General features: G+C 58.5%; 24 protein-coding genes and 1 tRNA gene. 14 read left to right on the forward strand and 11 right to left on the reverse strand.

The window, feature by feature from the left end; all coding sequences use genetic code 11:
• The first annotated feature begins 61 nt into the window (after window positions 1-61).
• Window positions 62-1,483: an FAD-binding oxidoreductase gene (locus B3849_RS15565; RefSeq protein ID WP_278425580.1), complete on the forward strand. Its 1,422-nt coding sequence runs from the start codon at window positions 62-64 to the stop codon at window positions 1,481-1,483.
• Between the two features lie 17 nt (window positions 1,484-1,500).
• Here B3849_RS15565 and B3849_RS15570 read toward each other — a convergent pair whose 3' ends face one another.
• Together B3849_RS15570 and B3849_RS15575 are read right to left on the reverse strand one after the other, a co-directional pair.
• The gene (locus B3849_RS15570) at window positions 1,501-2,031 is read right to left on the reverse strand and encodes an adenine phosphoribosyltransferase (RefSeq protein WP_074634648.1); all 531 of its coding nucleotides are present in this window, start codon (window positions 2,029-2,031) and stop codon (window positions 1,501-1,503) included.
• Between the two features lie 214 nt (window positions 2,032-2,245).
• The gene (locus tag B3849_RS15575; protein WP_009825108.1) at window positions 2,246-3,118 is read right to left on the reverse strand and encodes an S-methyl-5'-thioadenosine phosphorylase; all 873 of its coding nucleotides are present in this window, start codon (window positions 3,116-3,118) and stop codon (window positions 2,246-2,248) included.
• Between the two features lie 168 nt (window positions 3,119-3,286).
• On the opposite strand from B3849_RS15575, the gene B3849_RS15580 reads away from it, so the two are divergent.
• Complete coding sequence (locus B3849_RS15580) at window positions 3,287-4,948, forward strand: SulP family inorganic anion transporter (RefSeq protein WP_005849385.1); 1,662 nt, start codon at window positions 3,287-3,289, stop codon at window positions 4,946-4,948.
• 78 nt (window positions 4,949-5,026) lie between these two features.
• Here B3849_RS15580 and B3849_RS15585 read toward each other — a convergent pair whose 3' ends face one another.
• Window positions 5,027-5,632, reverse strand: a complete 606-nt coding sequence (locus B3849_RS15585; RefSeq protein ID WP_005849383.1) for a flavin reductase family protein — start codon at window positions 5,630-5,632, stop codon at window positions 5,027-5,029.
• A gap of 37 nt (window positions 5,633-5,669) precedes the next feature.
• Between B3849_RS15585 and B3849_RS15590 the strand changes: the two genes are divergently transcribed.
• Together B3849_RS15590 and B3849_RS15595 are read left to right on the forward strand one after the other, a co-directional pair.
• On the forward strand, window positions 5,670-6,203 hold the full coding sequence (locus tag B3849_RS15590) for a GNAT family N-acetyltransferase (RefSeq protein ID WP_009825105.1): 534 nt from the start codon (window positions 5,670-5,672) through the stop codon (window positions 6,201-6,203).
• A gap of 53 nt (window positions 6,204-6,256) precedes the next feature.
• Window positions 6,257-7,021, forward strand: coding sequence for an EcsC family protein (locus tag B3849_RS15595; protein ID WP_005849379.1), 765 nt, complete (start codon window positions 6,257-6,259; stop codon window positions 7,019-7,021).
• On the opposite strand, the gene modC is transcribed toward B3849_RS15595, so the two are convergent.
• From modC to modA, 3 genes are read right to left on the reverse strand one after another with little or no spacing between them, the layout of a single operon-like run.
• A complete protein-coding gene (gene modC / locus B3849_RS15600; RefSeq protein ID WP_278425582.1) occupies window positions 7,018-8,106 on the reverse strand; it encodes a molybdenum ABC transporter ATP-binding protein in 1,089 nt (362 codons plus the stop codon). The genes B3849_RS15595 and modC overlap by 4 nt on opposite strands.
• On the reverse strand, window positions 8,103-8,792 hold the full coding sequence (gene modB / locus B3849_RS15605; protein WP_074634645.1) for a molybdate ABC transporter permease subunit: 690 nt from the start codon (window positions 8,790-8,792) through the stop codon (window positions 8,103-8,105). The genes modC and modB overlap by 4 nt, the downstream gene beginning before the upstream one ends.
• Window positions 8,789-9,517: a molybdate ABC transporter substrate-binding protein gene (gene modA / locus B3849_RS15610; RefSeq protein WP_278425583.1), complete on the reverse strand. Its 729-nt coding sequence runs from the start codon at window positions 9,515-9,517 to the stop codon at window positions 8,789-8,791. Before modA ends, modB begins: the two co-directional genes overlap by 4 nt.
• 99 nt (window positions 9,518-9,616) lie before the next feature.
• On the opposite strand from modA, the gene B3849_RS15615 reads away from it, so the two are divergent.
• The 10 genes from B3849_RS15615 (at window position 9,617) to B3849_RS15660 (ending at window position 20,686) form a co-directional block, all read left to right on the forward strand.
• Window positions 9,617-10,084 carry an NUDIX hydrolase gene (locus B3849_RS15615; RefSeq protein WP_074634644.1) on the forward strand — a complete coding sequence of 156 codons (468 nt, stop codon included), beginning with the start codon at window positions 9,617-9,619 and terminating at the stop codon, window positions 10,082-10,084.
• Window positions 10,085-10,156: 72 nt separating this feature from the next.
• On the forward strand, window positions 10,157-10,615 hold the full coding sequence (locus tag B3849_RS15620; RefSeq protein WP_254704216.1) for a DUF1178 family protein: 459 nt from the start codon (window positions 10,157-10,159) through the stop codon (window positions 10,613-10,615).
• A 161-nt stretch (window positions 10,616-10,776) separates the two neighbouring features.
• Window positions 10,777-12,015 (forward strand): aspartate kinase, encoded by a 1,239-nt coding sequence (locus B3849_RS15625; RefSeq protein WP_037966259.1) that lies wholly within the window; start codon window positions 10,777-10,779, stop codon window positions 12,013-12,015.
• A 161-nt stretch (window positions 12,016-12,176) separates the two neighbouring features.
• Complete coding sequence (ptsP, locus tag B3849_RS15630; RefSeq protein WP_005849365.1) at window positions 12,177-14,438, forward strand: phosphoenolpyruvate--protein phosphotransferase; 2,262 nt, start codon at window positions 12,177-12,179, stop codon at window positions 14,436-14,438.
• 257 nt (window positions 14,439-14,695) lie between these two features.
• Window positions 14,696-15,856 (forward strand): iron-containing alcohol dehydrogenase, encoded by a 1,161-nt coding sequence (locus B3849_RS15635; protein WP_278425584.1) that lies wholly within the window; start codon window positions 14,696-14,698, stop codon window positions 15,854-15,856.
• Window positions 15,856-16,299, forward strand: a complete 444-nt coding sequence (locus tag B3849_RS15640) for an acyl-CoA thioesterase (protein WP_005849361.1) — start codon at window positions 15,856-15,858, stop codon at window positions 16,297-16,299. The genes B3849_RS15635 and B3849_RS15640 overlap by 1 nt, the downstream gene beginning before the upstream one ends.
• Window positions 16,300-16,456: 157 nt before the next feature.
• Window positions 16,457-17,617, forward strand: coding sequence for a glutamate 5-kinase (gene proB / locus B3849_RS15645; protein WP_009825097.1), 1,161 nt, complete (start codon window positions 16,457-16,459; stop codon window positions 17,615-17,617).
• 137 nt (window positions 17,618-17,754) lie between these two features.
• A tRNA-Cys gene (locus tag B3849_RS15650) sits at window positions 17,755-17,828 on the forward strand.
• 393 nt (window positions 17,829-18,221) lie between these two features.
• Window positions 18,222-19,769, forward strand: coding sequence for an AAA family ATPase (locus tag B3849_RS15655; protein WP_278425585.1), 1,548 nt, complete (start codon window positions 18,222-18,224; stop codon window positions 19,767-19,769).
• On the forward strand, window positions 19,769-20,686 hold the full coding sequence (locus B3849_RS15660) for a DUF4435 domain-containing protein (protein ID WP_278425586.1): 918 nt from the start codon (window positions 19,769-19,771) through the stop codon (window positions 20,684-20,686). The genes B3849_RS15655 and B3849_RS15660 overlap by 1 nt, the downstream gene beginning before the upstream one ends.
• 643 nt (window positions 20,687-21,329) lie before the next feature.
• Here the strand turns inward: B3849_RS15660 and B3849_RS15665 are convergent.
• The 5 genes from B3849_RS15665 to B3849_RS15685 form a co-directional block, all read right to left on the reverse strand.
• Window positions 21,330-21,854: a type II toxin-antitoxin system VapC family toxin gene (locus tag B3849_RS15665; RefSeq protein ID WP_278425587.1), complete on the reverse strand. Its 525-nt coding sequence runs from the start codon at window positions 21,852-21,854 to the stop codon at window positions 21,330-21,332.
• On the reverse strand, window positions 21,847-22,707 hold the full coding sequence (locus tag B3849_RS15670; protein ID WP_278425588.1) for a hypothetical protein: 861 nt from the start codon (window positions 22,705-22,707) through the stop codon (window positions 21,847-21,849). The genes B3849_RS15665 and B3849_RS15670 overlap by 8 nt, the downstream gene beginning before the upstream one ends.
• A gap of 567 nt (window positions 22,708-23,274) precedes the next feature.
• Complete coding sequence (locus B3849_RS15675; RefSeq protein WP_286780418.1) at window positions 23,275-24,189, reverse strand: protein NO VEIN domain-containing protein; 915 nt, start codon at window positions 24,187-24,189, stop codon at window positions 23,275-23,277.
• A 627-nt stretch (window positions 24,190-24,816) separates the two neighbouring features.
• Window positions 24,817-25,851 carry a tyrosine-type recombinase/integrase gene (locus B3849_RS15680; RefSeq protein ID WP_278425590.1) on the reverse strand — a complete coding sequence of 345 codons (1,035 nt, stop codon included), beginning with the start codon at window positions 25,849-25,851 and terminating at the stop codon, window positions 24,817-24,819.
• Complete coding sequence (locus B3849_RS15685) at window positions 25,848-26,048, reverse strand: hypothetical protein (protein ID WP_243250552.1); 201 nt, start codon at window positions 26,046-26,048, stop codon at window positions 25,848-25,850. The genes B3849_RS15680 and B3849_RS15685 overlap by 4 nt, the downstream gene beginning before the upstream one ends.
• Between the last annotated feature and the right edge of the window lie 302 nt (window positions 26,049-26,350).

Here is a 26,350-nt window from a genome sequence, read left to right on the forward strand (position 1 = left end):
CCTGCATTAGCGAGGACCAAAGCCGCTTGCATCCCGCCCCGCTTGGCGCGATCAATAGGCCATGACATTGAACCCCGCCGATCCCGCATTCGAGGCCGCGCTGCGTGCCGATCTGTCGCCCGACGTCTTCCGTGCGGTCGAACCCCGCTATCTGGAAGAGCCCCGCGGGCTGTATGCCGGAAAATCGGCCGTGCTGGCCCTGCCACGCACGGTCGAAGAGGTCGCGACCCTGATCCGCCATGCCAATGCAGCACGGGTCGGCGTGATCCCCTATGGCGGAGGTACCGGACTTGTGGGCGGCCAGGTGGCAGAAACTGGTCCCGCCCCGCTGATCCTGTCGCTGGAACGCATGAACAAACTTCGCGCCGTCTACCCCGATGAAAACGTGCTGGTGGCCGAAGCGGGGATGATCCTGTCTGACGTGCAAGACGCCGCCGAGGCGGCGGAGCGCCTTTTTCCCCTGACCCTTGCGGCTCAGGGCTCTGCCCGCATTGGGGGTAATCTGGCGACAAATGCGGGTGGCACCGGCGTGCTGCGCTATGGCAACGCCCGTGATCTTTGTCTGGGGCTAGAGGCCGTGCTGCCCGATGGCCAGATCTGGAACGGCCTGACACGGCTGCGCAAGAACAACACCGGCTATGATCTGCGTCACCTGCTGGTCGGTGCCGAGGGCACGCTTGGCGTCATCACCGCCGCGGCGCTCAAAATCTTCCCGCGGCCCGCCAAGACGGGGACCGCGCTGCTGGTCGTGAACTCTCCGGCGGCGGCGCTCAAGCTGCTGTCGCTCGCGCGCAGTCAGTTGGGCGAGATGATCAGCGCGTTCGAGATCATGAACGGCGTCGGGCTGGATTTCCTCACCGAAAAGATGCCCGAACTCCGCCAGCCCTTCGACACCCCGCCGGAATGGAGCGTGCTGATCGAATTGGGCCTCAGCGGTGATCTGGACCCGATGGCGGCGCTCGAGACGCTGTTTGCCGCCGCCTTCGAGGCGGAGCTGGTGACAGACGGGCTGATCGCGCAAAGCCAGCAGCAGTCCGAAGATTTCTGGGCCGTCCGCGAGATGATGCCCCACGCCAACCGCCAGATCGGGTCGATCTCCAGCCACGATATCTCGGTCCCTCTGGGCGCACTGCCCGAATTTATCATCCGCGCGGGGGAAAAGATCGGCGCGCTGGGCGATTTCAGGGTCAATTGTTTCGGCCATGTGGGCGACGGCAACCTGCACTACAACGTTTTCCCGGTGCAGGGCCGAAGCCGCGAGGATCATCTGGAGGATCGCTTGCCCATCAAGACGGCGATCCATGATCTGGTGCACGAGCTCGGCGGCTCTGTCAGTGCGGAGCACGGGATCGGGCGGCTCAAGGTCAAAGACCTCGAACGTTATAGCGATCCGGCGAAGCTCTCTGCGTTGCGCGCGATCAAGGCGGCGCTGGACCCGAACGGGATCATGAACCCCGGCGCGATGTTCCCCGCGCCGGAATAAAGTCTCGGCAATGCGGTTTACGCGCCGTCAAAGGCACAAAGCGCGTTGACCTCCATCCCCATCGCTTCCAGCCGCTTGCGCCCTCCAAGTTCCGGCAGGTCGATGATAAAGGCGCAGGACACGATCTCGCCGCCCAAACGCTGGATCAGCTTGATCCCCGCCTCGGCGGTGCCACCGGTGGCCAGTAGATCGTCGACAACCAACACCTTCTCACCGGGCTGGATCGCGTCGTCGTGCAGCTCCACAATCGCCTCGCCGTATTCCAGCTTGTAATCCTGAGAGATGGTGCGACCGGGCAGCTTGCCCTTCTTGCGAATAGGCACAAAGCCGACGGACAGTTGATGCGCAATCGCGCCACCCAGAATAAAGCCGCGCGCCTCAAGCCCGACGACCTTGTCGATGTCGATGCCGGCATAGGGGTGCAGCATCTGGTCGATGGCCATACGGAACCCGCGCGGGTCGGCGAAAAGCGTGGTCACATCGCGAAACATGATCCCTTCGTGGGGGAAATCGACAATGGTACGGATGTAATCTTGAACCTGTTTCATGCAGTGCTCCGGTCGTTGGGCTTTGGTCGGTCGCCACACCAGCGCAACAACCGCGCCACAGCGTTAAGCGACCCGCCCCCCGTCAGCAAGCATCTTCCACAGCGCGGCCCCGCGGGACATCACGTCAAAGCCGCAAGGCCCCGCTTCATTTTGCCAAATAAACTCACCTGCCACAGCACCCGCCACGGGCGCTGCGTTGGCGTTTGCAGTGCGCCTAAAGCACGCGGCCCGCGACGGCATCCAGCTTGGCCACAAGGGCCGCGTCGCGCATTTCTGGCTGGGTCATGATCGCATATTCCAATGCGCGGTCGCAGCCATGCGGGCAGGGGGCGCGGTCGGCTCCTAGCAGTTTGGGCAGGCGCGCGACCAGCTGACGGCCCTTGTCGGCATTGCCCATCAAGGTCTCGATGATCTTGGTCACATCGACCTCGCCGTGGTCCGGGTGCCAGCTGTCGTAATCCGTGATCATCGCGACAGAGGCATAGCAAAGCTCTGCCTCGCGGGCCAATTTCGCTTCGGGCATATTGGTCATGCCGATCACATCCGCGCCCCAGCTTTCGCGGTACATCTTGGATTCTGCCAATGTGCTGAACTGCGGCCCCTCCATCGCAAGGTAGGTGCCGCCGCGGTGCACGTTGATGCCCGCGTCGCGCGCAGCGGTTTCGCAGGCGTCGCCCAAACGTGGGCAGGTGGGGTGCGCCACGCTGACATGGGCCACGCAGCCGGTGCCGAAGAAAGATTTCTCCCGCGCGATGGTGCGGTCGATGAACTGGTCCACGATCACAAAATCCCCCGGTGCCATTTCATCGCGGAACGACCCGCAAGCCGAGACGCTGATCACATCCGTGCAGCCGAGCCGTTTCAGCGCATCAATATTGGCGCGGTAGGGGACGGTAGAGGGCGCATGCACATGTCCGCGCCCGTGGCGCGGCAGAAAGGCCATCTCTACCCCGTCAAGCGTGCCGGTCAGGATCGCATCGGAGGGCGGCCCCCACGGGCTTTCCACGGTAAGCCATTCGGCCCCCTCCAGCCCGTTGATGTCATAGATGCCGGAGCCGCCGATCACGGCAATTTTCGTCTGAGTCATGAAGTCGCCCTTGGATTGAGTTGTGCGCAGAGTATCAAGCTTGGCCCATAGGGAAAGCCTCAAATCCGGCCCGCGCCGTCGCGTGCCTTCCATTTTGTTCACGTTTCAGCTAGGAGGCCGCAAAGACCTTTCCGACTTATTGATGCGATTTGACCCGAAGGATGCCCGATGGCGCGTACCACGTTCCGTAGTTTTACCAAAAATCTTGATGTGACCGACCTGAGATGGATGCCGGGAGAGGGGTTCTCTCCGTCGCGGCTGCGCATTGAATTGCTGTCGGGGCTGACCGTCGCCCTGGCCCTTGTGCCCGAAGCGGTGGCCTTTGCCTTTGTCGCGGGGGTCCACCCGTTGGTGGGCCTGTATGCGGCCTTCCTGGTGGGGTTGATCACCGCGTTGATCGGCGGGCGTCCGGGGATGATCTCGGGGGCGACGGGGGCTTTGGCGGTTGTGATGGTCGCATTGGTCGCCCAGCACGGGGTTGAATATCTGTTCGCCACGGTCGTGCTGATGGGGCTGATCCAGATTTTCGCGGGTGTCATGCAATGGGGCAAGTTCATGCGGCTGGTGCCGCACCCTGTTATGCTGGGGTTTGTGAACGGTCTGGCCATCGTGATCTTCCTTGCCCAGATGGGCCAGTTCAAAGTGCCGGGCACGATGGTTGATACAGGTCACGGCATGTCGGGTGGCGAATGGCTTTCGGGTGGGCCGCTTTACCTGATGCTGGCGCTTGTCGCCGCGACAATGGCGATCATCTGGGTCATGCCGCGCATCACCAAGCTGATCCCCGCACCGCTGGCAGGCATCGGCATCATCGCCATTCTGGTGATCGCGACGGGCATGGATGTGCCACGGGTCGGCGATCTGGCCTCGATCGAGGGCGGCTTTCCGACGTTCCACATGCCGTTTGGCGAAGGTGTCGGTCTTTACGGCACCGCCTTGGCACCCTTCACGCTCGAGACGCTGTATATCATCCTGCCCTATGCGGTGATCCTTGCGGCCATCGGCCTGATTGAATCGCTGCTGACGTTGAACCTTGTCAGCGACCTGACCAACACCCGCGGCGGGGCCAGCCAGGAATGTATCGCGCAGGGCGTGGCCAATACCGTGACCGGCTTCTTCGGCGGTATGGGCGGCTGCGCCATGATCGGTCAGTCCATGATCAACGTGAAATCCGGCGGGCGCACGCGGGTTGCGGGGATTGCGGCTGCGGTCTTTTTGCTGCTGTTCATTCTGGTCGGCGCGCCGCTGATCGAACAGATCCCGCTGGCAGCACTGGTCGGGGTGATGTTCATGGTCGTGATCGGCACCTTCGCGTGGAACTCCTTTGGGATCCTGCGCAAAGTGCCCCTGACCGATGCTTTCGTGATCCTGCTGGTCACCGTCGTCACCGTCTACGAAGACCTTGCGGTCGCTGTGGTCGTCGGTGTGATCGTGTCGGCGCTGGCCTATGCGTGGAACAATGCGCGTCGCATCCACGCCAAGACATACACTACACCTGAAGGGGCCAAGGTCTACCAGATTCAGGGGCCGCTGTTCTTTGGATCGTCCGAAGGTTTCGCCGAGCTCTTTAACGTCAAGGCCGACCCCAGCGAGGTGATCGTCGATTTCGAAGACAGCCGCGTTGTGGATCAATCCGCCCTGCAAGCGATCGAGACGATTGCCGCGAAATACGAAGGCGCGGGCAAGCGCATCCAGCTGCGCCACCTCAGCCGCGATTGTCACCGTTTGCTGAAGAAAGCCGGGCATCTGATGATCGATAGCGACGATGATCCCGACTACGAGATCGCGGCGAATTATCAGGTCCGTACCGGCATTCTTGGCGGTCACTAAACCGCTCGACCGAGGGAAGCAAAAAGCCCCCGATGCAGTCCGCATCGGGGGCTTTTTGCTTTTCGGAATGTGGCGGGATCAATCGTCTGGGCGGATGATCTCGAATACGTCGGTCACGCGGGCATAATCGCGGTAGCCCAAGCGGGACAGCGGTTGGTAGGTCGTCACGTCGAACCGCCCGTCCTTGATGCAATCGTCGCGCATATGGACGCCGACGACCTCGCCGAAGACGACAAAGTTATTCTCTCCCTCGATTTTGACCATCTGGGTCATGCGGCATTCCAGGCTGGCAGGGGCGGTCGCCACACGGGCACAGTTGATCTGGTCGCAGCTCGCTTTTTCGATGCCAGCGTGGCCGAATTCATCCGCGCCATGGGGCAGCGTCGCAGAGGAGGCGTTCATCGCGTCGCGCATCGCGTATTCGACAATGTTCACGCAGAAGACGCCGGTCTCGCGGATATTGGCCATGCTGTCCTTGGTCCCGTCCACATCGGCCTTGGTCCCGGTAGAGGCAAACATCACCTGCGGCGGCGTATAGGCGACGCCGTTGAAAAACGAATAGGGGGCCAGATTGTCGTTCCCGTCTGCATCGCGGGTGGAGATCCATCCGATCGGGCGTGGGGTGACAATCGCGTTGAACGGGTTATGGGGTAGGGGGTGGCCGTCTTGCGGGCGGTAGAACATCAAACTCTCCTCATGGTTTGCACCTATGGCTAGCGCCATGATAAAGGCAGCGCCACAGGAAAACCGTCCAGAGGGCCACGCCTTGTATCATATTACCCCCGAGACGGCTGCCGATCACTGGGAAGTCGAAGCGTTGTACGACACCTGCTTTGCGCCGGGACGCGAAGCGTTGTCGTCCTATCGCCTGCGCGACGGGGTGCCGCCGGTGGCGGGGCTGAACCATGTGGCACGTGACGCGGGCGGTATCCTTGCCGGGGCCATCCGCTATTGGCCGATCTGTATCGGTGCCCATGCCGCGCTGTTGTTGGGGCCCGTTGCCGTGCACCCGACGCGGCAGGGCGAAGGATTAGGTGCCTTGCTGATCGAGGGCAGTCTGGCGCAAGCGGCCCCGCTGGGGTGGTCGCGCGTGATGCTTGTGGGGGATGCGCCTTACTATAACCGCTTCGGCTTTACCTTGCTGACCGATGTGGTGATGCCGCCGCCAACGAACCCTGAACGGGTGTTGGGCCGCGCGCTGGTCGATGGCGCGTGGGAGGGCATCGCGGGCGATGTCACCGCTTGGCCACATTGAAAGCGGCGGCGGGATGGCCCACATTCTAGCCAAACAGGCGGAGGCCCCACCCCATGCAGATTGAAAGCAACCTACCCAGCACCATTGACGTAGAGGCACGGCTGGACCAGATCGCCAAGCGCTACAAAAGCGCGGGCGGCGTGGGTATCAATGTGTTGAACGTCATCGGCGGCAGCGCCGAGGGGTTGATCGACAAGCTTCCCTCGCCCGTGCGCCGCAATCTTGAAAGCGCCACCGTCAAGGCATTGGGCCAGGCGATGAAGGCAGCGACGTCGACGCGGTCGATGGTGCCGGACCAGAAAAGCTGGCTGAACCAGGCGGTCAGCGCGGCGATGGGGGCGGCGGGCGGCGCAGGTGGCCTGCCCACGGCACTGGCAGAGCTGCCGGTGACGACGACCTTGTTGCTCCGCGTTATTCAGGGGGTGGCGGTGGAACACGGCTTTGATGCCCATGCCGAGAATGTGCAGTTCGATTGCGTGCAGGTGTTCAGCGCCGCGGGGCCCTTGTCGGAGGATGACGGGGCCGATCTGGCGTTCCTATCGGCACGGGTCGCGTTAAGCGGGCGCGCCATGCAGGCGGTGATTGCCAAAGTGGCCCCGCGTCTGGCGCTGGTCTTGGGGCAGAAGCTGGCCGCGCAGGCGGTGCCGGTGCTGGGGGCGGTGGCCGGTGCGGCGACCAACTATGCCTATACCAGCTATTACGAAGATATGGCCCATGTGCATTTCGGGCTGCGCAAGCTGGCGATTGATGCGGATGTCCCCCACGAAGAACTGGTCGAACGGCTGCGCGCCAAGGTCGGGCTGCGCAAGATCGCCTAGCGCCCGATACTGCCCGGCGCGACCGTGGTGGCCTTGAGGATCGCATAGCAGGTCATGCCCGGTGTCAGGCCAAGCTCGGCGACAGCGCGGGCCGTCACACGGCTGAGCAACCGGTCACGTCCCGCACGCAGGGCAATGGCCGCGCCCGGACCGTCGCCCGGGTGAACCGCCTCGACCGTGACGGGCAGCACATTGACCGAGCTTAGCCCCTCGGGGCGGGTCAGGGACAGGATCACGTCTTGGGCCAACACCCGCAGACGCACGCGGGCACCGGCATCGGCGTGCACACCGGGCAGCTCAAGCTCTCCGGCGCTTATCCGCAGGGTCGTGATCCCGTCATTCCCATGCTCAAGGACATCCGCCTCGATCACGGCACCCGCCTCGCGGACACCAAGCAGGGGCACGGCGGCGGGATCGGCCATGACATCGAACAGCGGGCCCTGGGCCTGAACCTGTCCGTTCTGGATCAGTACCAGCGTATCGGCCAGCCGCGCGATCTCGTCCACTGCGTGGCTGACATACAGGATCGGCAGCCCCAGCGGCCCGTCGCGCAGCCGTTCGAGAAAGGGCAAAATCTCTTGCTTGCGGGGCCCGTCCAGACTGGCGAGCGGTTCATCCATCAGCAACATGCGCGGGTGGCTCAGCAAGGCGCGGCCCAAGGCGACGCGCTGCTTTTGGCCGCCTGATAGCGTGGCAGGCGCGCGGTCGAGCAATGTCTCTAGCCCAAGCAGTGCCACCACGTCGCGTTGTGACGGGCCGCTGCTGCCGCGCGGCGCATAGCGGGCACCGAACATCAGGTTTTGCGCCACGCTGAGATGCGGGAACAGCCGCGCGTCCTGAAACACGGTGCCAAGGCGGCGCTTGTGCGGGGGGACATAGATGCCGTCTTCGGTGTCCAGCAGTACCTCGTCCTCGATCACGACGCGCCCGCGGTCGGGGTGGAGCAAGCCGCCAACGGCGTTGATCACGGTGGATTTTCCGGCCCCCGACCGGCCAAACAGCGCGGTGATGCCGGGCCCGGCCTCAAGCGCGAGGTCCAGCGCGAAGCCGTCAAAGCGGTGCGACAGGGACAGGGAAAGCGTCATGTGCCCGCGATCCTTTTGGCAACGCGGCGGGCGAGCAGCTCGGACAGAAGCACGGCGCTGACCGCGATGGCCGAAGACATAAGCACCATCGCCACCGCCTGACCCTCGCCACCGGGTATCTGCAAGGCGGCCCAGATGGCGCTTGGCAGGGTTTGCGTCTGGCCGGGGATATTGGCGACAAAGGTGATCGTGGCACCAAATTCGCCCATAGCTTTGGCAAAGCCCATCACGGTCCCCGCCAGCACACCGGGCAAAATGAGGGGTAGGGTGACACGGGCGAAAACCGCCGCGCGGGGGGCACCCAAGGTTGCGGCGGCGTCTTCAAGCTTGGGATCCACCGCCTCTATCGCCAGGCGCATGGCGCGGACCATCAAAGGGAACCCCATGATGATGGCCGCCAGCACCGCGCCGGACCAGTGGAACGCCAGTTGCAATCCGATGGCGTCCAGTGCGCGGCCCAAGGGCGCGTTCCGCCCGAATGCCATCAGCAGCAGATACCCCGTGACCACAGGCGGCAAAACCAGCGGCAGATGCACGGCGGCATTCAGCAGCGCCTTGCCCCAGAAATCACGCCGCGCCAGCAGCCACGCCACCCAAAGCGCCAGCGGGATCGCCAGCAGCGTCGCCCAAACTGCAACCCAAAGCGACAGACGCAGCGCGTCCCAGGCGGCGGCGTCTGCGGTCATTCGGGCAGCGGCTTGAAACCGTGGCGGGCAAAGACCGCGCGGGCGTCGTCAGACTGCAGATGCGCCATGAAGGCCGCGCCGCTGTCAGTAAGCGCGGCGGCGGGGTAGGTGATCGGGCTGTGTGTGTCCTGCGGTATATCGTAAAGGATGCGGACCTGTGGTTCGGCCAAAGCATCGGTGCGGTAAACCACGCCCAAAGGCGTCTCTGCCCGCGCGACCAAAGCCAGGGCGCTGCGCACGTTATCCGTCTCTGCCAGATGCGGGGTGATCGCCTCCCATTGTCCGGTCGCCTCAAGCCATTCGCGCGCATAGATACCGGCGGGCACGGCGTCCCGTTGACCCATCGCTAACCGCGCATCGCCAAGGGCACCCGCCAGATCGGCGGGGTCCGGGGCGATATTGCTGTCTGCGGGGGCGATCACCACAAGCGAATTGCCCAGCAGATCAACCACCGCGTCCGATTTGACCGCGCCGCGATCCCGCAGCCATGTCATCCAGACCGGTGCCGCCAGCAAGACCACATCGGCAGGGGCACCCACATCGATCTGCCGCGCCATCGTGCCGGACCCGCCAAAAGACAGCGCCACATCGCCGTCATAGCCGCGCGCGACCTCGTCCAGGGCACCGCGCAGGCTGGCGGCCGCAAAGACCGTCACCGAAGGCTGCTCTGCCTGCGCGAGGGTGGGCAGCAGCGCTGCAAAAATGAGCGGCAAAAAACGTTTCATTCCCGCAGTATCCGCCATGCCGTAGGGGCGTGCAAGGGCGACTGGTCTTGTCATCACGGCACGGGTAGGCTTTTGTTGCCGTACCACCCCGGAGACAGAATGCCCCGCATGAAACAGCTGCCCATATCACTGCAAGGTGCCCGCAAGGGAGAGGTGCGAACACAGTTCGCCGCGCTGTGTTACCGCGTGCGCCAAGGCAAGGTGCAGGTGCTGTTGATCACGTCTCGGGGGGCGAAACGCTGGATTGTGCCGAAAGGCTGGCCGATGGATGCCAAAACCCCCGGTGCCGCCGCCGCGCGCGAGGCATGGGAAGAAGCGGGCGTGCGCGGGCGGGTCACGGGCGGCTGCCTTGGCGTCTATTCCTACACAAAGGAAATGGACGGTGGAGAGATGTTGCCGGTGGTGGCCATGCTCTATCCCGTAGAGGTCAAGATCACCGCCGATAAATACCCCGAAGCCGGCCAGCGGCGCCGCAAGTGGATGTCGCGCAAGAAGGCCGCCAAAATGGTGTCAGAGCCCGAGCTGGCGCGCATGATCCGGGACTTCGATCCGCGCGGGCGGAGTTGAGCCGCTTGACGAGACCGGCTTGCGCCCCCATTTTTAACATATCTTAACGACGAGAGGATGCCTGCGGGCGCGATGATCAAGTTTTCGCTGAAATGTGATCAGGACCACCAGTTTGAAAGCTGGTTCAAATCTGCCGCCGCCTTTGATGCGCTGGCGCAGGCGGGGCATCTGACCTGCGCGCTGTGTGGGTCGACCAAGGTGACCAAGGGCATGATGGCCCCCCGTGTCACAACCGGCGAGCGCCGCGAGAACCGCAATGAGGGTGATCAAAAGCCGGACGCCGCAGTACCGGTGCTATCGAAACCTCAAAGCGCGTTGGAAGAGGCGCTGAAGGCGCTGCGCAAAGAGGTCGAAACCTCCTCGGAATATGTGGGCGATGATTTCGTGCGTGAAGCCCGTGCCATCCACATCGGGGATGCGCCCGACCGCTCGATCTATGGCGAGGCGCGTCTGGACGAAGCCGTCGCCCTGATCGAAGAGGGGATCCCGCTGACGCCGCTGCCGTTTCGGGCCAAGCGCACCACGTCATAGACGGCGGGACGCAGGCGACCTTGGGCGGTCGGATACCGCGCCCCGTCACCTTGCAACTTACGGTTCACACATAATTTCCCTGCGTTACGACAGAGGCCTGCGGGCTTGCTAAGGGCGGCGCTTGCGCGTACACCGCGCCGGAGTTTTGCAACGGGGGACATATGCCTGTTCTGGTGATGAAGTTTGGTGGCACGTCGGTGGCCACCTTGGACCGTATCCGCCGCGCGGCCAAACGCGTGGGCGTTGAAGTGGCCAAGGGCTATGACGTGATCGTCATCGTTTCCGCCATGTCGGGAAAGACGAACGAGCTGGTCGGCTGGGTGAACGAAACCTCTCCGCTATATGACGCGCGCGAATATGACGCTGTCGTCTCCTCGGGCGAGAATGTCACCGCGGGTCTGATGGCGCTGACCTTGCAGGAAATGGACGTACCGGCGCGCAGTTGGCAAGGCTGGCAAGTGCCGGTCAAGACGACCTCCGCGCATTCCTCCGCCCGGATCGAGGAAATTCCGCCTGCAAACATCATGGCGAAATTCGGCGAAGGCATGCGCGTCGCGGTTGTCGCGGGCTTTCAGGGCGTTTCCCCCGAGGGCCGGATCACCACGCTGGGGCGTGGCGGGTCGGACACCACTGCCGTCGCCTTTGCCGCCGCCTTTGATGCAGAGCGTTGCGATATCTACACCGATGTGGACGGGGTCTACACCACCGACCCGCGGGTGAGCGCCAAGGCGCGCAAGCTCGACAAGATCGCCTTTGAAGAGATGCTGGAACTGGCGTCGCTGGGGGCCAAGGTCCTGCAAACCCGATCGGTCGAACTGGCCATGCGGTACAAGGTCAAGCTGCGCGTGCTGAGCAGTTTTGAGGAACAATCAGACGAGGCTGGAACGCTGGTCTGCGCCGAGGAGGAAATTATGGAAAGCAATGTAGTATCCGGTATCGCGTTCTCGCGTGACGAAGCAAAGATGACGCTGGTATCGGTCGCGGATCGCCCCGGCATTGCCGCCGCGATCTTCACCGCGCTCAGCGATGGTGGCGTGAACGTCGATATGATCGTTCAGAACATCTCGGAAGAGGGGCGCACCGATATGACGTGGTCCTGCCCCGTCGATCAGATCAAACGCGCGGAAGTCGCGATTGATGCCGCGAAAAAATCGGGCGAGCTGAATTTCGACGATCTGATCGCGGACACAGATGTGGCGAAAGTGTCGGTCGTGGGGATCGGCATGCGCAGCCACACCGGCGTTGCGGCGAAGATGTTTCAGGTGTTGTCGAACGAGGGTGTGAACATCAAGGTTATCACCACCTCCGAGATCAAGATCTCCGTTCTGATCGACCGCAAATACATGGAGCTGGCCGTTCAGGCGCTGCATGACGCGTTCGAGCTGGACAAACCCGCCTAATTCCCGGGCACCCCACCTGCGAAGATCACAGCGTTTTCCCGCAACAGGGGAAAACGCATCTTCCGGCCTCGGGGAGCAGATGATAGATGTCAATGATATCAGGCGTTTCAATTTTGGGACGCCTGTGATCTAAGCTGGCATCGCCGGGGGGAAATGATCACATGGCTGATGGGATAGAGACAGAAAGCCGCAAGCTGTTGGGTCGCTTACGCGATGCCATGGCCAGTGATGATGCAGGGCAGGCGCGGCTGGACAAGATCACGCATCTGATCGCGTCCTCTATGGGCTGCGAGGTCTGCTCTATCTACCTGTTCCGCGATGAAGACACGCTGGAACTTTGCGCGACCGAAGGGCTGAAGGCCGATGCGGTCCACGAGACGCGCATGAAGATGGGCGAGGGGCTGGTCGGCCGCGTCGCCAAACGCAAACGTATTATCAACACGCCAAATGCCCCGCAGGCCCCCGGTTTCCGCTTTATGCCGGAAACGGGCGAAGAACTGTATTCAAGCTTTCTGGGTATACCGGTGCAGCGCTTGGGCGAGATGCTGGGCGTTCTGGTGGTGCAATCCAAGGCCGCGCGGGAATTCTCGGCTGACGAGGTTTATGCGCTGGAAGTGGTCGCCATGGTGCTGGCCGAAATGACCGAGCTGGGGGCCTTTGTCGGTGAGGGTGCCGCGATGTCGGCGCGGCACAGTCAGGCGGTTCTGATCCGCGGCACCGTAGCGCAAGAGGGCGTGGCCGAAGGCCACGTCTGGCTGCACGAGCCGCGTGTTGTCGTGTCAAAGCTTGTGGCCGATGACCCTGCAAGTGAAACCGCACGCCTGAACGAGGCGGTCGATGATTTGCGTGTCAGCGTGGATCAGATGATGGCGATGGCGGGGGGGGACAAGGACCAGCAACAGGTGCTTGAAGCCTATCGGATGTTCGCCAACTCCAAAGGCTGGTTGCGCCGGATGGAGGAAGACATCGGCCGTGGCCTGTCTGCCGAAGCGGCTGTTGAGAAAGAGCAATCTCTGGCGCGCGCCCGTATGGGGCAGGCCGCCGACGCTTATCTGCGCGAACGTCTGTCCGATCTCGATGACCTTAGCAATCGCCTGCTGCGCATCCTGACAGGGCAGGGGTCGAACACGGGCGCCGAGATGCCCACCGACCCTATTCTGGTAGCGCGCAACATCGGACCGGCTGAGCTGTTGGAATACGGCCGCTCCCTGCGCGGTATCGTGCTGGAGGGCGGATCGGTTGGCAGCCATGCCGCGATTGTCGCGCGGGCGCTGGCGATCCCGCTGATCGTCCATGCCAGCCGCGTGACCAATGATGCGCTGAACGGCGACCGGATCATGGTGGATGGCGAACAGGGCGTGGTGCATCTGCGCCCCGAGGAAACCGTTGCCTCTGCCTTCCGCGACAAAATCGCGATGCAGGCCGAGGCGCAGGAACGCTATGCGTCGATCCGCGACAAACCGGCGATCACCAAATGCGGCACGCGGGTCGGGCTGCACATGAACGCGGGGCTCATGGCGGATCTTCCCTCGCTTGACGGGTCTGGGGCCGAAGGGGTGGGGCTGTTCCGCACAGAGCTGCAGTTCCTTGTGCGCAGCCAGATGCCGAAACGGTCGGAGCTGTCCGCGCTTTATAGCCGCGTGTTGGATGCCGCGTCGGGCAAACGTGTGGTGTTCCGTACGTTGGATATCGGGTCGGACAAGGTGCTGCCCTATATGAAGCCCAACGACGAACCAAACCCCGCTTTGGGCTGGCGTGCGATCCGTGTCGGGCTGGACAAGCCGGGCATGATGCGGATGCAGTTGCAGGCGTTGATCCGTGCGGCGAACGGGCGCCCCCTGTCTGTGATGTTCCCCTTTGTCGCGCAGTTCGAAGAATACCGCGCCGCCCGTGCCGAGATGGACAAGACGCTCGCCCGCGAGGCGCGCTTGGGCCATGTGCTGCCGTCACAAATCGAAGTGGGCGCGATGCTGGAGACCCCCTCGCTGGCCTTTGCCCCGACGAAGTTCTTCGAAGAGGTCGAATTCCTGTCGATCGGGGGCAACGATCTGAAGCAGTTCTTCTTTGCCGCCGACCGCGAGAACGAGCTGGTGCGCCGCCGCTATGACACGTTGAACGTCAGTTTCCTGACCTTCCTAGAGAATATCGTGGACCGTTGCCGCGAAACCGGTACGCCACTGTCATTCTGTGGCGAGGATGCGGGCCGCCCCATAGAGGCGCTGTGCTTTGCTGCCATCGGGATCACGACGCTGTCCATGCGTCCCGCGTCCATCGGGCCGGTCAAAAGCATGTTGCACCGCTCTGATCTGGGGGAAATCCGCGAGGTGATCCACGCCGCACGTGATCGCGGGGATCAATCGGTACGTCCCGCGGTGATGGAGTATCTGCGCAGCCAGACCAACGAAGTCCGCCGCTTGCCCTGAAGGGCCTGACGGCTTGTCTGATGTGTCAAACGCGCCCGATTTATCCACGTGGGCGCTGGATGCCGCGTTGAAAAACCCAATCGCGCAGGGCGGTTATGCACATTTGTCGCGTGGCGGGCCAAGCTCTTACCTCAGTTTCGCAGAGCGAAAAAAGTAACCGAAATAACGGCTATGCGCGTGCAGGATAATTCCCTTTAATGCCCCCAAGTCGCAGCGCGGAGGAACGCTGCAGCCAGCTATGGGAGAGGCGCGGGCATATGAACCCTTTTGTATTCAACACCACAAAATCCGTCGTATTCGAAAACGGGGCCGCCGTGCGTATCGCCGCGCTGGCAGGCGGGTTGCTGGGCAAGACGTGCCTGTTGATCACCGACCCCGGTTTGCGCAAACTTGGCCTGTGCGACCCTTGCATCGATGCGCTTGAGAAAGCCGGTCATCAGGTCACCGTCTTCGATGATGTAGAGGCCGACCCCTCGCGCGAGACATTGATGCGCGCGGTAGAGGCGGGGCGCAGCGCGGGGGCGACCGGAGTCATCGGCTTTGGCGGCGGGTCATCACAGGATGTGGCCAAGCTTGTGGCGCTTTTGCTTGGCTCTGACGAGGATTTGGATGCCGCTTGGGGGGTAGGGCAGGCCAAGGGGCCGCGCCTGCCGCTGGTGTTGGTTCCTACCACCGCTGGCACCGGGTCAGAGGTCACGCCTGTGTCGATCATCACCGTCGGGGCAGAGGAAAAGCGCGGCGTATCCTCGCCCGTGATCCTGCCTGACATGGCCATTCTGGACGCGTCCCTGACCGTCGGTCTGCCCGCGTCGATCACCGCGGCCACAGGCGTTGACGCGATGGTGCACGCGATCGAATCCTATGCCTCGGTCAATGCCAACAACAACCCTGTGTCCAAGCTACTTGCCCGCGAGGCGCTGCGCCTGCTGGGGGCCAATATCGAAACCGTCGTCGCGGATGGCAGCAACCTGGAGGCCCGCGGCGCGATGTTGCTGGGGTCGATGCTGGCGGGGCAAGCCTTTGCCAATGCCCCCGTCGCGGCGGTACACGCGCTGGCCTATCCCATCGGTGGCACCTTCCATATCCCGCACGGGCTGTCCAACGCGCTGGTGCTGCCCCACGTGCTGCGCTTCAACGCGCCTCAAGCGGGCAGTGTCTATGCCGAGATCGCTGCCGATGCCTTCCCCGACCTGGCAGAAGTCGAAGGCGGTCAGGCCCGCACCGCCGCCTTCGTTGATGCGCTGACGGATCTGTCCAAGCGGCTTGGGCTGCCGCCGCGCTTGCGCGATGTCGATATCCCCCGGTCCGCGATTCCCAAGATGGCCGCAGACGCGATGGTGCAGGCCCGTCTGCTTGTGAACAACCCGCGCGAGGTGACACAGGCCGATGCTCAGGCGATTTACGAGGCGGCTTGGTAATGGCTGCCCGCGCACCCGCTGCAACCCGTGCCGATTTCGCGGATTTCTATCCATTGCAGACGCGATGGAACGACAATGACACCTATGGGCATATGAACAACGTCGTGCACTATGCGCTGTTTGACACGGCCGTAAACGGCTGGCTGATCGAACGGGGGCTGCTGGACCCGCAGACCAGCCCCGCCTTCGGGCTCGTCGTGGAAACCGGTTGCCGCTATTTCGGAGAGATGGCCTTCCCCGACCGCGTGACAGCGGGGCTGCGGGTGGCGCAGCTTGGCAAAAGCTCCGTCCGGATGGAGCTCGGCCTGTTCCGGAACGACGAGGAGAACGCCTCTGCCGAAGGGTTCTTTGTGCATGTCTATGTAAACCGCGACGACCACCGCCCGACAGAGATTCCCACCGCGACCCGTACCGCGCTAGAAGGGCTGAAAACCACGGCCTGAGCGTGGCGTAATCCCGCGCGCTCCAGCTTGGCGGTTGCAAATGCTTGGTGTCCACATGTTATACATCCCCGAATCACAGCGTTTTTCTGCGTTGCGGCATTCTGTGTCGCGCGGGATGACGCGTTGAATTTTAACAATAAACCGGAGAAATCTCCCCGTGTCCAAGAAGAAACGTATCGTCGTTAAAATCGGATCCAGCCTGTTGGCCAATGAAGAAAAGCTGACATTGCGCTATGCTTTCATGAACGGTCTCATGGCGGATTTGGGGGACCTTCAGGACCAGGGATACGAGATCATCCTGACCTCGTCAGGCTCGGTCGCGCTTGGCCTGAACATGATCGGGAAACGCCCCGAAGAGGCCGGTATTCTGGACAAGCAAGCGGCGGCCGCCTGTGGTCAGCCACTGCTGATGAACGCCTACCGTCAGGTTGCGAATGAATACAATTTTGACGTGGCGCAGATGCTGGTGACCGTCGAAGACATGGAAGAGCGTCGCCGCTTTCTGAACATCAAGAACACCATGCTGCGGCTGTTTGAAAACCAGATCTTGCCCATCATCAATGAGAACGACTCCATCGCCACACGCGACCTGAAAGTGGGCGACAATGACCGCCTCTCCGCCAAGGTGGCCCAGATGGTCGAGGCCGATCACCTGATCATCCTGACCAGCGTCGAAGGCCTGTATGACCGTGACCCCTCCGAACCCGGTGCCCAGTTCATCGAGGAAATCGAAGATGTGTCCGAACACCTCGAATCCACCAAAAGCATCAGCGAATTGGGCAGCGGCGGCATGCTGACCAAGATGCTGGCGGCCAATATGGCACAGAACGCCGGTGTCGAGACGATCATCGCCGACGGCATCATCGAACGCCCGATTTCCTCGGTACTGAACAACGAACGCCGCCACACCCGTTGTCTGGCGTCGGGCAAGGCCGCGTCGCCGCTGATGATCTGGCTAAGCAACCGTTTGCAGGTTGCCGGAACGCTGGTCGTCACGGACGAGGCTGTCCGCGCGATCACAGCCAAGGAGCGCGGCTTGCAGCGTGATGATCTGGTGTCGATCCAAGGCGAATTCTCCAAAGGTGACGTGCTGCACGTTTATGACGAGCAGGGGAACGAGTTCGCCCGCGGGCTGACCAACTTCTCGTCCGAAGAGACGATCCTGATGGCGCGTAACCCCGAGATGGAGATCGAGGACGTCATCGGCTACAAAACCAAAAGCGCGGTTGTGGGGGCGGAAAACATCCTGATCCTCGAAGATCACCACCTGCAGCTCGACGCGCCCGAAGAAGACGACAAGCCCGTCATTTCCCTATAATAGACCATTTCACGGCGGGAGATATTTTTCCCGCCGTTTTGCTTTAAACTGGGCTAGACATTTCCCCAGAAAATCGGGATAAGCGCCGAACGCATAGGGGCCAGTGGCCCATGTGCCAGCCGCGTCATAGCGGCCGAGGCGAGTTGGCGGAGTGGTTACGCAGCGGATTGCAAATCCGTGTACAGGAGTTCGATTCTCCTACTCGCCTCCATTTATTTTCAAGTACTTAATCGAAGCGAATACGAGTAGAGAATACGGCTGCCACACGCTCTGCCGCACATTCCTGTTCTGTTCCGCTCTTTCTCTCCGTTATAGCCGCCTGCACTGTGATGATACAAACGAGTCATTATAGTCATTGAGGCAGCACTGTCGGCGCGGGGACCTGGTAAAGAATCAAGCTAGTGAAAAATTTGTCTTAGAGCAGGCCAAAGTTGGCGAACCCGTCATTCGGCAGGCTTGGTCGACCCACTTCACTAGCGGGTTTTATACCATGCCCTAGAGACTACTTCTCACGAAGCCAGCTGTTCACACATCAAAAGCTGACATAGCTTGTAGGGGGGGGGCGCGTGTGCAACAAATTAGCAAATATAGATTAGGACTAGGTATGACGTCAGCTGTTAATCGATTGGAAGTTCGCCCGCTTTTAGAAGAATTTAGAATACTTGGCCTTCATGGTAGGAAGGACATCAGTTTTACGACAGAAGATTCTGCGTCCATTCTTATGGCAAGAAACGGATCTGGCAAAACGACATTGTTAGCTGCGATAAACGCGGTTTTGACGTCGAATTTTTATAAATTAACTGATTTCACGTTTGAGAGCATCGTCTTTAAACTTCGAGATAGTGAACAAGTTACAATCACTGACTCGGACATGGTTGAACTAAAGCTTGGCGTTTCGGAATCCCAGATATCTAAGATTGCTTCCGACTGTAACCTTTCCGTCCAATATGTATTAGAGGTCGCACAATCGATCGGTGAAGGTGCAAGCTTTAGCCGTTATCAATTTCATCCAGGAATGCGTGAATTGTACGATAGGCACCCTAGTTTGGGCCACAAGGCGATATATGAAGCCTTGATGCAAAGCATCAAATATATGTACACACGGGTGCCAAATATTTCTATTGCTATGGATAATGTGAAGTCTGTTATTGGCGATTACGACATTGTGTACTTGCCGACATATCGTAGGATTGAAATGTCTCTTCCTAGACTTCAAACTGAATCCCGACGGGTCAACCATTGGGGGGAAAGCCAAAGATCAGGCGGAAACCTGTTGCCGAGCGAAATAAAGTTTGGATTATCAGACATATCTGAGCGGCTCCAAGAAATATTTTTAGAGATACAACGCAAGTCGAACACCACCTATCAGAAGATTAGCGCCAACATTATTAATGAACTTTTAGATGGAAGTTTTGCGGAAACCAGTTCCGAAGATGGGCGTCCTGATAAGGAGGAGCTCGAGCTGTTCTTCGATCGAATCCGAGCCTCGCGATCGAGGAATGTGGCACAGATTGCTCTCCCGGATATTGAGAAGATTTATAGTGGTGACTTTGATGAAGGCGTGAAGCCTTTTCTGCTATATTTTCTGAGTAACCTAAATGAAGCTATTAAGTCTACAAAGCCACTCGAAGATCGAGTGAATGGATTCCTAGTAGCATGTAATAACTACCTTATGGATGCGGATAGCACGGCATTCAAGGAGGGTGGGCTTAGCATATCTTCGCCAGAGAATAAGAAGATCGAGATAAATAGGGCGAATTTCAGGCCGTTTTTCACAAGTGGGCAACAAGGAGCTCCTATACGAATCGATGCACTCTCATCAGGAGAAAAACAGGTCGTATCACTATTTGCGCGCCTTTTCTTATACGAGAAGAAGAAGATTATTCTTTTCGATGAGCCTGAGTTGTCGCTTTCAATTGGGTGGCAAACAAAGTTGATACCAGACCTTTGCCGGTCTCCGGATTTTGCCCAGATGATTGCTATTACGCATTCGCCGTTCATCTTTGACAACGAAATGGACCAGTTTGCAGGTAATCTTGATGTTATATCTCGCGACTACGTAAGTCCCGAATCTGAGTTCAATGAATTTTTGCCAGATATAGATGATTTGTTCAGCGATGAAGTCGACGGCGGTGAAGGTACATTGTTCTAATGAGTGATTTAGTCAGCTTTGCTCGAAGCAAAAGGGACGCGGCACCGGTTGCCTTTGCTAGATTGTTGGACATTCGCTCGGAACAGCCTGACGTCCCTGTTGCAGCAATCGAAGGACGTGAAGACGTCGGGGTTTGGAAGGTTTGGTTCATTAGAAATGGATTTAGCGATCACATCGAGCTTCTTCCATGTGGAGGAAAGGAGAAGGTATTTAAGTTGAAGCAAATTGTGTCTAGAAACAGGCGCATTAAAGATAAACCGACGATCTACATTGTAGATCGGGATTACGATGATTGGGCAGGTTTTACGCCATCAAAAGACGTATTTATGACAGATAGATACGCCATCGAGAATTATTTCATATGTCACAACGTTCTGGATCATATTCTGAATACAAGCTTTTCGTGCGCAGGGCTGATTTCGGAAAAAAGGGCAGCTCGTGATAAATTTTGCGAACTATTCGAGCAGTACAGAATAGCATCGGAAGAAATTCAAAAGCGCGTGTTCTGTATCAGGCGCGCCCGAATTGATACGGGAGTGTCTCTTCCTAAGAAGTTGAATGAATTGGTAGAGATAACAGGGAGATATGAATATCGAGCTTTGGATGCGAGCGAGCTGCCAATAGATAAGCCTGTCGATATACCTGAAGATGATTTGGACGCTTTGTGTGAAGAATTTGAAAGATTACCGTTTCTTGAGCGAGCTCGCGGAAAGTTTCACAGGGCATTTATGCAGCATTTCCTTCAAGCGCTTCAATCAGAACGAAAGGCCGTCGATAGGGAGTTGTTTCCTATTAATAAGCCGGAAGCGTCATTTAAGTACTCAGCAATAAATTTTTCTGAGTGGGCTGGCGTCAGTTTGATGCCCGCTGGATTGGATGAATTTTTAAGCGATATGCTTGACGGTGATCACGCCTAGAAAGTTCAAGCGTGGTTTGTTTGCAAAAAATCTGTGTTTCTTTGGACTGGACGCGATACCATTTATTAATATTTACATAGATAGATGGTGGGTAGTCGTCGAACTTATAAAAGATAGTTCGTTAGAATACCCGACGGTCTCGTCGAAGTAACTCTGACTTCTTGCTCTGCGGTCAGCCCAATCTAAAAAATGACTATGTCTAGCATACCAGAAATTCATCTTCGGTGTGGCTTCCTGTTTCCTTTTGGATTTTCAGCGGGAGTATGGATGGTCGTTAAGATTGTCAAAATGGCTGGGGTAGGCACCCTGCTACACCTCTATAGCAACGGAAAAGGGGCGCACCGCTAGAAGATGTCGCAGTGGGGAACTAGTGGAAATCGTACGTTAAGTGCCGCACCCGGATCAGAGAATAGTAGTTCGTTCTTTTGCATGCACGCATTGGCTCTATTGGCATCCCCCCAACGTAAAGAGACAATGACTGAAAATAGTGATGGCGGTGCATCCGGAACCTAACCAATAAACGAAGATGGCAAGGCGCGTCGCGCAAGTGTAAAAAAAGCCTACCCACGGTTGCGAGATGGCAGCATTTCACCCTTTCCAGTGCAGGTTGCGGGTGGCTTTTCTGATGCGTGTAGGTCGATACTTATTGCGCGTCGTGATCGTTAGTTCCGTCAAATAGCGGGCCCAAGGGTGGGCCTTCAGACGGCTTGCAGATTTTAATAGGCTTTCCATCAGCACCATGTATGAGGCCATCAAGCTTTAAAATTCCGCGATCAAATGTATGAAATTCGGATACCTTCGCTCTGATCGCCGACGCTAAATGAATCGAGTCGGCGGGTTTCAGGCTTACTAAACCGCTCGCCTGCATGTGTTGAGCTCTACGGCCAATAGACATGTCGACTGGTACAGTCACTATATACGAACGTTCAAAGAAACCGGGTAGATTATCCAGGGGGCTCTCTCGCACTTCCGGATTTTTGCACACCTCCGCCAAAGTGAAGGCAGAGGTTACGATCTCAAGCTTTTTGCCGTTTGCACGGTCTAGGATTTCAAGGCACATCGCGAAGCGATTTTCAAAAACGCTGTCTTTCAGCGCGATTTCTTTTTCCTGATTTATGTACGCGATCCAAGTGCATGCATCCCAGTAAACCCAAGGCAATCTAGCCATCGCTATGCAGCCTCTCTAAGTATTCGCTAGCTTCGACACCTCGCGTAAAATTTGATGACACGATCTTGTGGTGATCTGGCAAATTATTATCAGCTTCAAACACATGGACGCCTTCGACGTCTATAGACGCGATCACCTCAACGTCTTTATAGGTGATTAGGCCGTGAACGCGCACACGCATGCCCCTCAAGATTTCGGACACTTCGAAATGTCCAATCCGGTCTAGCCCTTTATCCTGTGCTACACACTTTACAAGTTGACCGTCTAAACGGGATTTCAACCAGACCAAAGGCCTCCCGAAGCCATCCAGCTCGACTTTGGATATGAACCCCTCTAGAGATCCCAATTCCCTGTGAGCGGTCGGTGCTGGTCGTTTTACCGCATTCAACTTTCTAGCAACATCCCTCGCGCTATCAGGTGTCGCGTTCAGATTCGGCGCACCTTCGTAGTCGCTAAAATCCACCGTAGTAGCAGCCAATCCATTGGTCACTCTGGCATAGACTTTGGTGGCGCGGTCCACCACTTGATCCGTGAAGTACGCTGGGCGCTCACCTGTCCGCGCAAGCTGCGCTAAGCCTCGCGCAGTCGTCTGAATAACCTTTGTCGCTCGCATGTCGATATTCATCGCGTGGCGCTTCGGGGTTGGCGTCACTTCAAAGGTGAGCGGCGAATTTCTTGTAGCGTTGGTAACGCGCCAAACAATTTCATCTGGACCTCCTCCAGACACGGCATCTTCTACTTCGCGTAGAACGAAAACAAAGTCTTGGATCTGGGCGAGCAAGTCTTCAACAGTGGGGGCGTCGCCCCCACGGTGATCCGTTCCGCTAACCGTGATCCTGATGGGCTTGGTCAATCTCTGCGCCTCCAGCGTGGATTTTACGCTCCCATTGGATCCTGGTAAAGCACTCTCTCACCTATAGCGTGAGTTTGCGTGACAGAAGCGGTTATGTATTATTCTCGCGTTTTACTTTTTGGTAGTTTTATCTAACGTCAAATGCGGTGGGTAGCGTCTTAAGTGCTGCCTACCGCAGTGCCGGTAGGTGTATCTAAATAATGACAGTTGTTTTGGCGCTTAAAGCTTTCTCTCGCGCGCGACTGTAGCAGCTCGCGCCCGAAGCATCTGCCCCCGCCGCGGCGGCGCAATGCTGGACCATACGGTGGGTCTTTCGGCTGGTAATAGCCATAATCAAGTAGTCTTCTAAGCCAGCTCGGCCGTCGTTGTATAGCGAAGCGAATGAATGTCATATGCCTCAGCACCGATTTGGCGGCGCAGCTTCATCTTGCCATCGGCAGCCCCTCGATAGAACCAGGGGCGTGTCTGCGCCCGATTCATAAGAGTGGACAACGAGTTCCGCTATCAATGTTCAGGATAAAAGTCATGGCGAACTGTGCTTCATTTAGCGCCATGATCCCGCCTATTTCAAAAGCTAATTCTGAAAACAGTTGGCTGAATGTTCCACCCGTGGTGTTCTAGTAAATGGGCAGGGTCACTAATTATCTGATAGCTGGGTGAGTTTGACATGCACTTGGCTACGAGAAACAACGAAAAATCACTTTCATAACGTTTTGCAGCAGCCAATTCGTTTGCTGTGATCTCTATGTTTCGGAACGCCGCTGCTTGTGTTCCTTTTACCTCCACTCGCTGAAGTTGCCCATCGGCATCTAGATAGTCCAGATCCCATCCAGGCGTCTCTCCAATAGCAGCGCGGTGAATGTGATTGGTTGAGCCTTCAATATTTTGTATAATATGAAGAGCGAGTTCTTCGGCCCAATCTCCTATAACTTTCGCATGACGTGAGTGGCGGGGTGACGAGTTCCCGCCGCCAGCATTGTCTTTAGACGGTACCAGCAAGTTGCCGGCAGGTTTGGCGAAAACGTTTTCGGGCTGAGGGAAGGCGTTACCTGGTGCTGCATAGCCCTGTGCTAAGCCGGACGCCTCTAAGATGCTCTCAAATGTTTCGTCGTCAACTACGCGAACGCCATCGCGGAATTGATTGCTCGGGCCCTGTTCCCTCAGTATTCCATCGACTTTGGCAGGAACGTCAGTTGGAAAACGCTCATAATTCTCGATTTGACAAAACCAAGCTTTCTTGACGCCCGTTTGTCTTTCAGGGTCGGGATCCTGTGTAATCGATCCTATCCGGCCGGTGCCGAAGTAGTGGGCATCGCCTCGCTTGCCGTTCAATCGATTTACCCCGCGGTAGTAAACAAACCGCTCGCCTTCTAAGACCTTGTTTCGGTATTTCGTGGGGTAGTGGTATTGTACACCTTCGTCGTCTTGCCAGTTGTGAGCGTCGCTCACATTAACTTCGTTTTGGGTCAATATAAGCGGCATGGTGCATCTACCTTTAAGTTTTTTGAGCGCAGGCCAAAGACACCCTCTAACCACTTAAGCGAGCCACCTAGTAGTGCTCATTTAAGTGCGTTTTTTTCTTTGGTCAGCCCGGCATTCCCGATTGAAAAATTGATATCACTCAGCCGTCACAGGCGCATCCGACGCCCTTGCGGCAAGTGTAGGACCGGCTTATGCAGCTGTCTCCACAGGCTTTCCCTTTACGGCATACTTTGCAGCAGGCTGCCGAATATACGACTGCGCCGTCGCGAGCGTTCAGAATTTGGGACCAAAGTTCTACCGGCGTGGTGCTGTCCACGGTAGACTGAACGGGTGTCGTCTTGGCTAAATTTGTTTCCGCTATTGAAGTGCTGCTTAGGCCTGCGAGCATCACGGCTAAAGCTAAGGTGCGAAATTTCATATTACTATCCGTTTTTCACCTCAGCCGAAAAGCCGAACCTGCCGAGGCGCTGAATTCAGTTTATGGCTGGTCCGCTCGTGCAGCGTCCGCCGCTCAAGCCAGATCGTCAACGATTCTTCTCTGGGTAGAATGAATGCAACTCAAGCGAATGCGCATGAGAGGAGCTTCTTGTGTTTGACGGGCTGCGCGGCTTGGATTTGGAGCAGCGTTCAGAAGGAACCGCGTTGCCTCGCCACGTTGGCTGCCTTTGCGCGTAGCTTTTGCCTCTCTGCCCCGGCGTACAGCTGCACCATACGGTGCGTCTTGTGGCCCGTGATGGCCATAATCAGATCATCGTCTAAGCCAACGCGTGCCAGCTCAGCTGTCGCCGTATAGCGCAGAGAGTGGATATCGTAAGCTTCAGCACCGATTTGACGGCGTAGCTTCATCATACCATCGGCCGCGCCTCGATAGGACCAGGGGCCTGTCTGCGCCTGGTTCGTCAGAATGAATACCGAGCTGCGCTGGGCGCTCCCTAGGGCCTGCAGGAGCATCTGTGGCGCTGGGATCCATAAATTGGCCTTAGTCTTGCCCTGGCGGACACTGATCGCCTCTCCGTCGAAGTCTGACCACTTCATCTTGAGCACATCGCCGATGCGTTGGCCGGTGCCGAGCAGAAGTTCGAACAGCAGCCGGGTACGGGGCTCTGCGTTTTCCCGCGCGGCGTCGATCATCTCGGCCGGCCACGGCATCCGCTCTTTCTTTTCGTACTTCACCTCGGGCACGCCCTTAGCCCGGTTGCCGCCCGTGGGCAGCAGGCCGAAGTCGATCGCGCGCTCCATGACAATCTTCAGAATGCGCAGGCGATAGTTGGCTTTGTGCGGGCTTTTCTTTGCCCATGTATCCCGCCACTTGATGACGTGGTGACGTTCGATCGCCTTGGGCTGCAAGTGTCCGATCTTGTCCTGAAGAAAGTCTAGGTGCTGCCGGTAGTCAGCCTTCGTTCGCAGCGCGAGGTTCGCAAAATCGTCAGACCGCTCGTAGCGCTCGATCACGTGAGTGACTGTCTTACCCTCAGCCACCGGCATGGGGGCGTTCAGCATGCGCTCACGTTCCTGGTGCAGGGCAAAGGGGACAGGGTCGCCCGCGGGAAACTGGGTCTGGAGCGGGATCTCCACGATCTTCGCGCCGTAGCGCTTCCGGAAGAACAGCTTACCGTCCCGTTTGCGCCGATGGATGTAGGAGGGAAGGTCGCGTCCCTTCATTCAGTCATGTCCACAAGGTCAGCTGGGTTAGAAGATTTGTCATGGCCTGCTATCTCCACCTCAATCCCGCCGCCTGGCAAAATCGTTGCCTTGCCGATTTGGCGGCCGAGCTTCTGTTCCAACGTCGACACATAGAGAGCGACGCGGGCAGGAGACAAGATGGTAGTGCCCGAAGTCGGTTTGATGTGTGCGTTCATCGTGCTGCACTCCGGTACTGGCCGGGTCGCAGTCGCAGAGGCTTCGCATTAACGTCGACTATCTCGATGCATCTTGTACCGTATTCGCGGGACATAACGTATCCGGTTTCCCGCTCGTGGGAGGGGGATCTGGTAAAGATTACCTCGTCACCTACTTCGGGGAAGTGAAACGGGAAGCGAGAGTTCACGGAGGCGCTCGTCCACACATCGACATTCGGTGCCGCTTCAACCGTTTGCTCAGGGCGGGCAGAGGGCTTGGGTTTCGATGTGTCCATTCTGATATGACCGCTCTTCGAGTGATG

This window comes from Sulfitobacter sp. UBA4523, assembly GCF_002388305.1.
GTDB lineage: Bacteria > Pseudomonadota > Alphaproteobacteria > Rhodobacterales > Rhodobacteraceae > Sulfitobacter > Sulfitobacter pontiacus.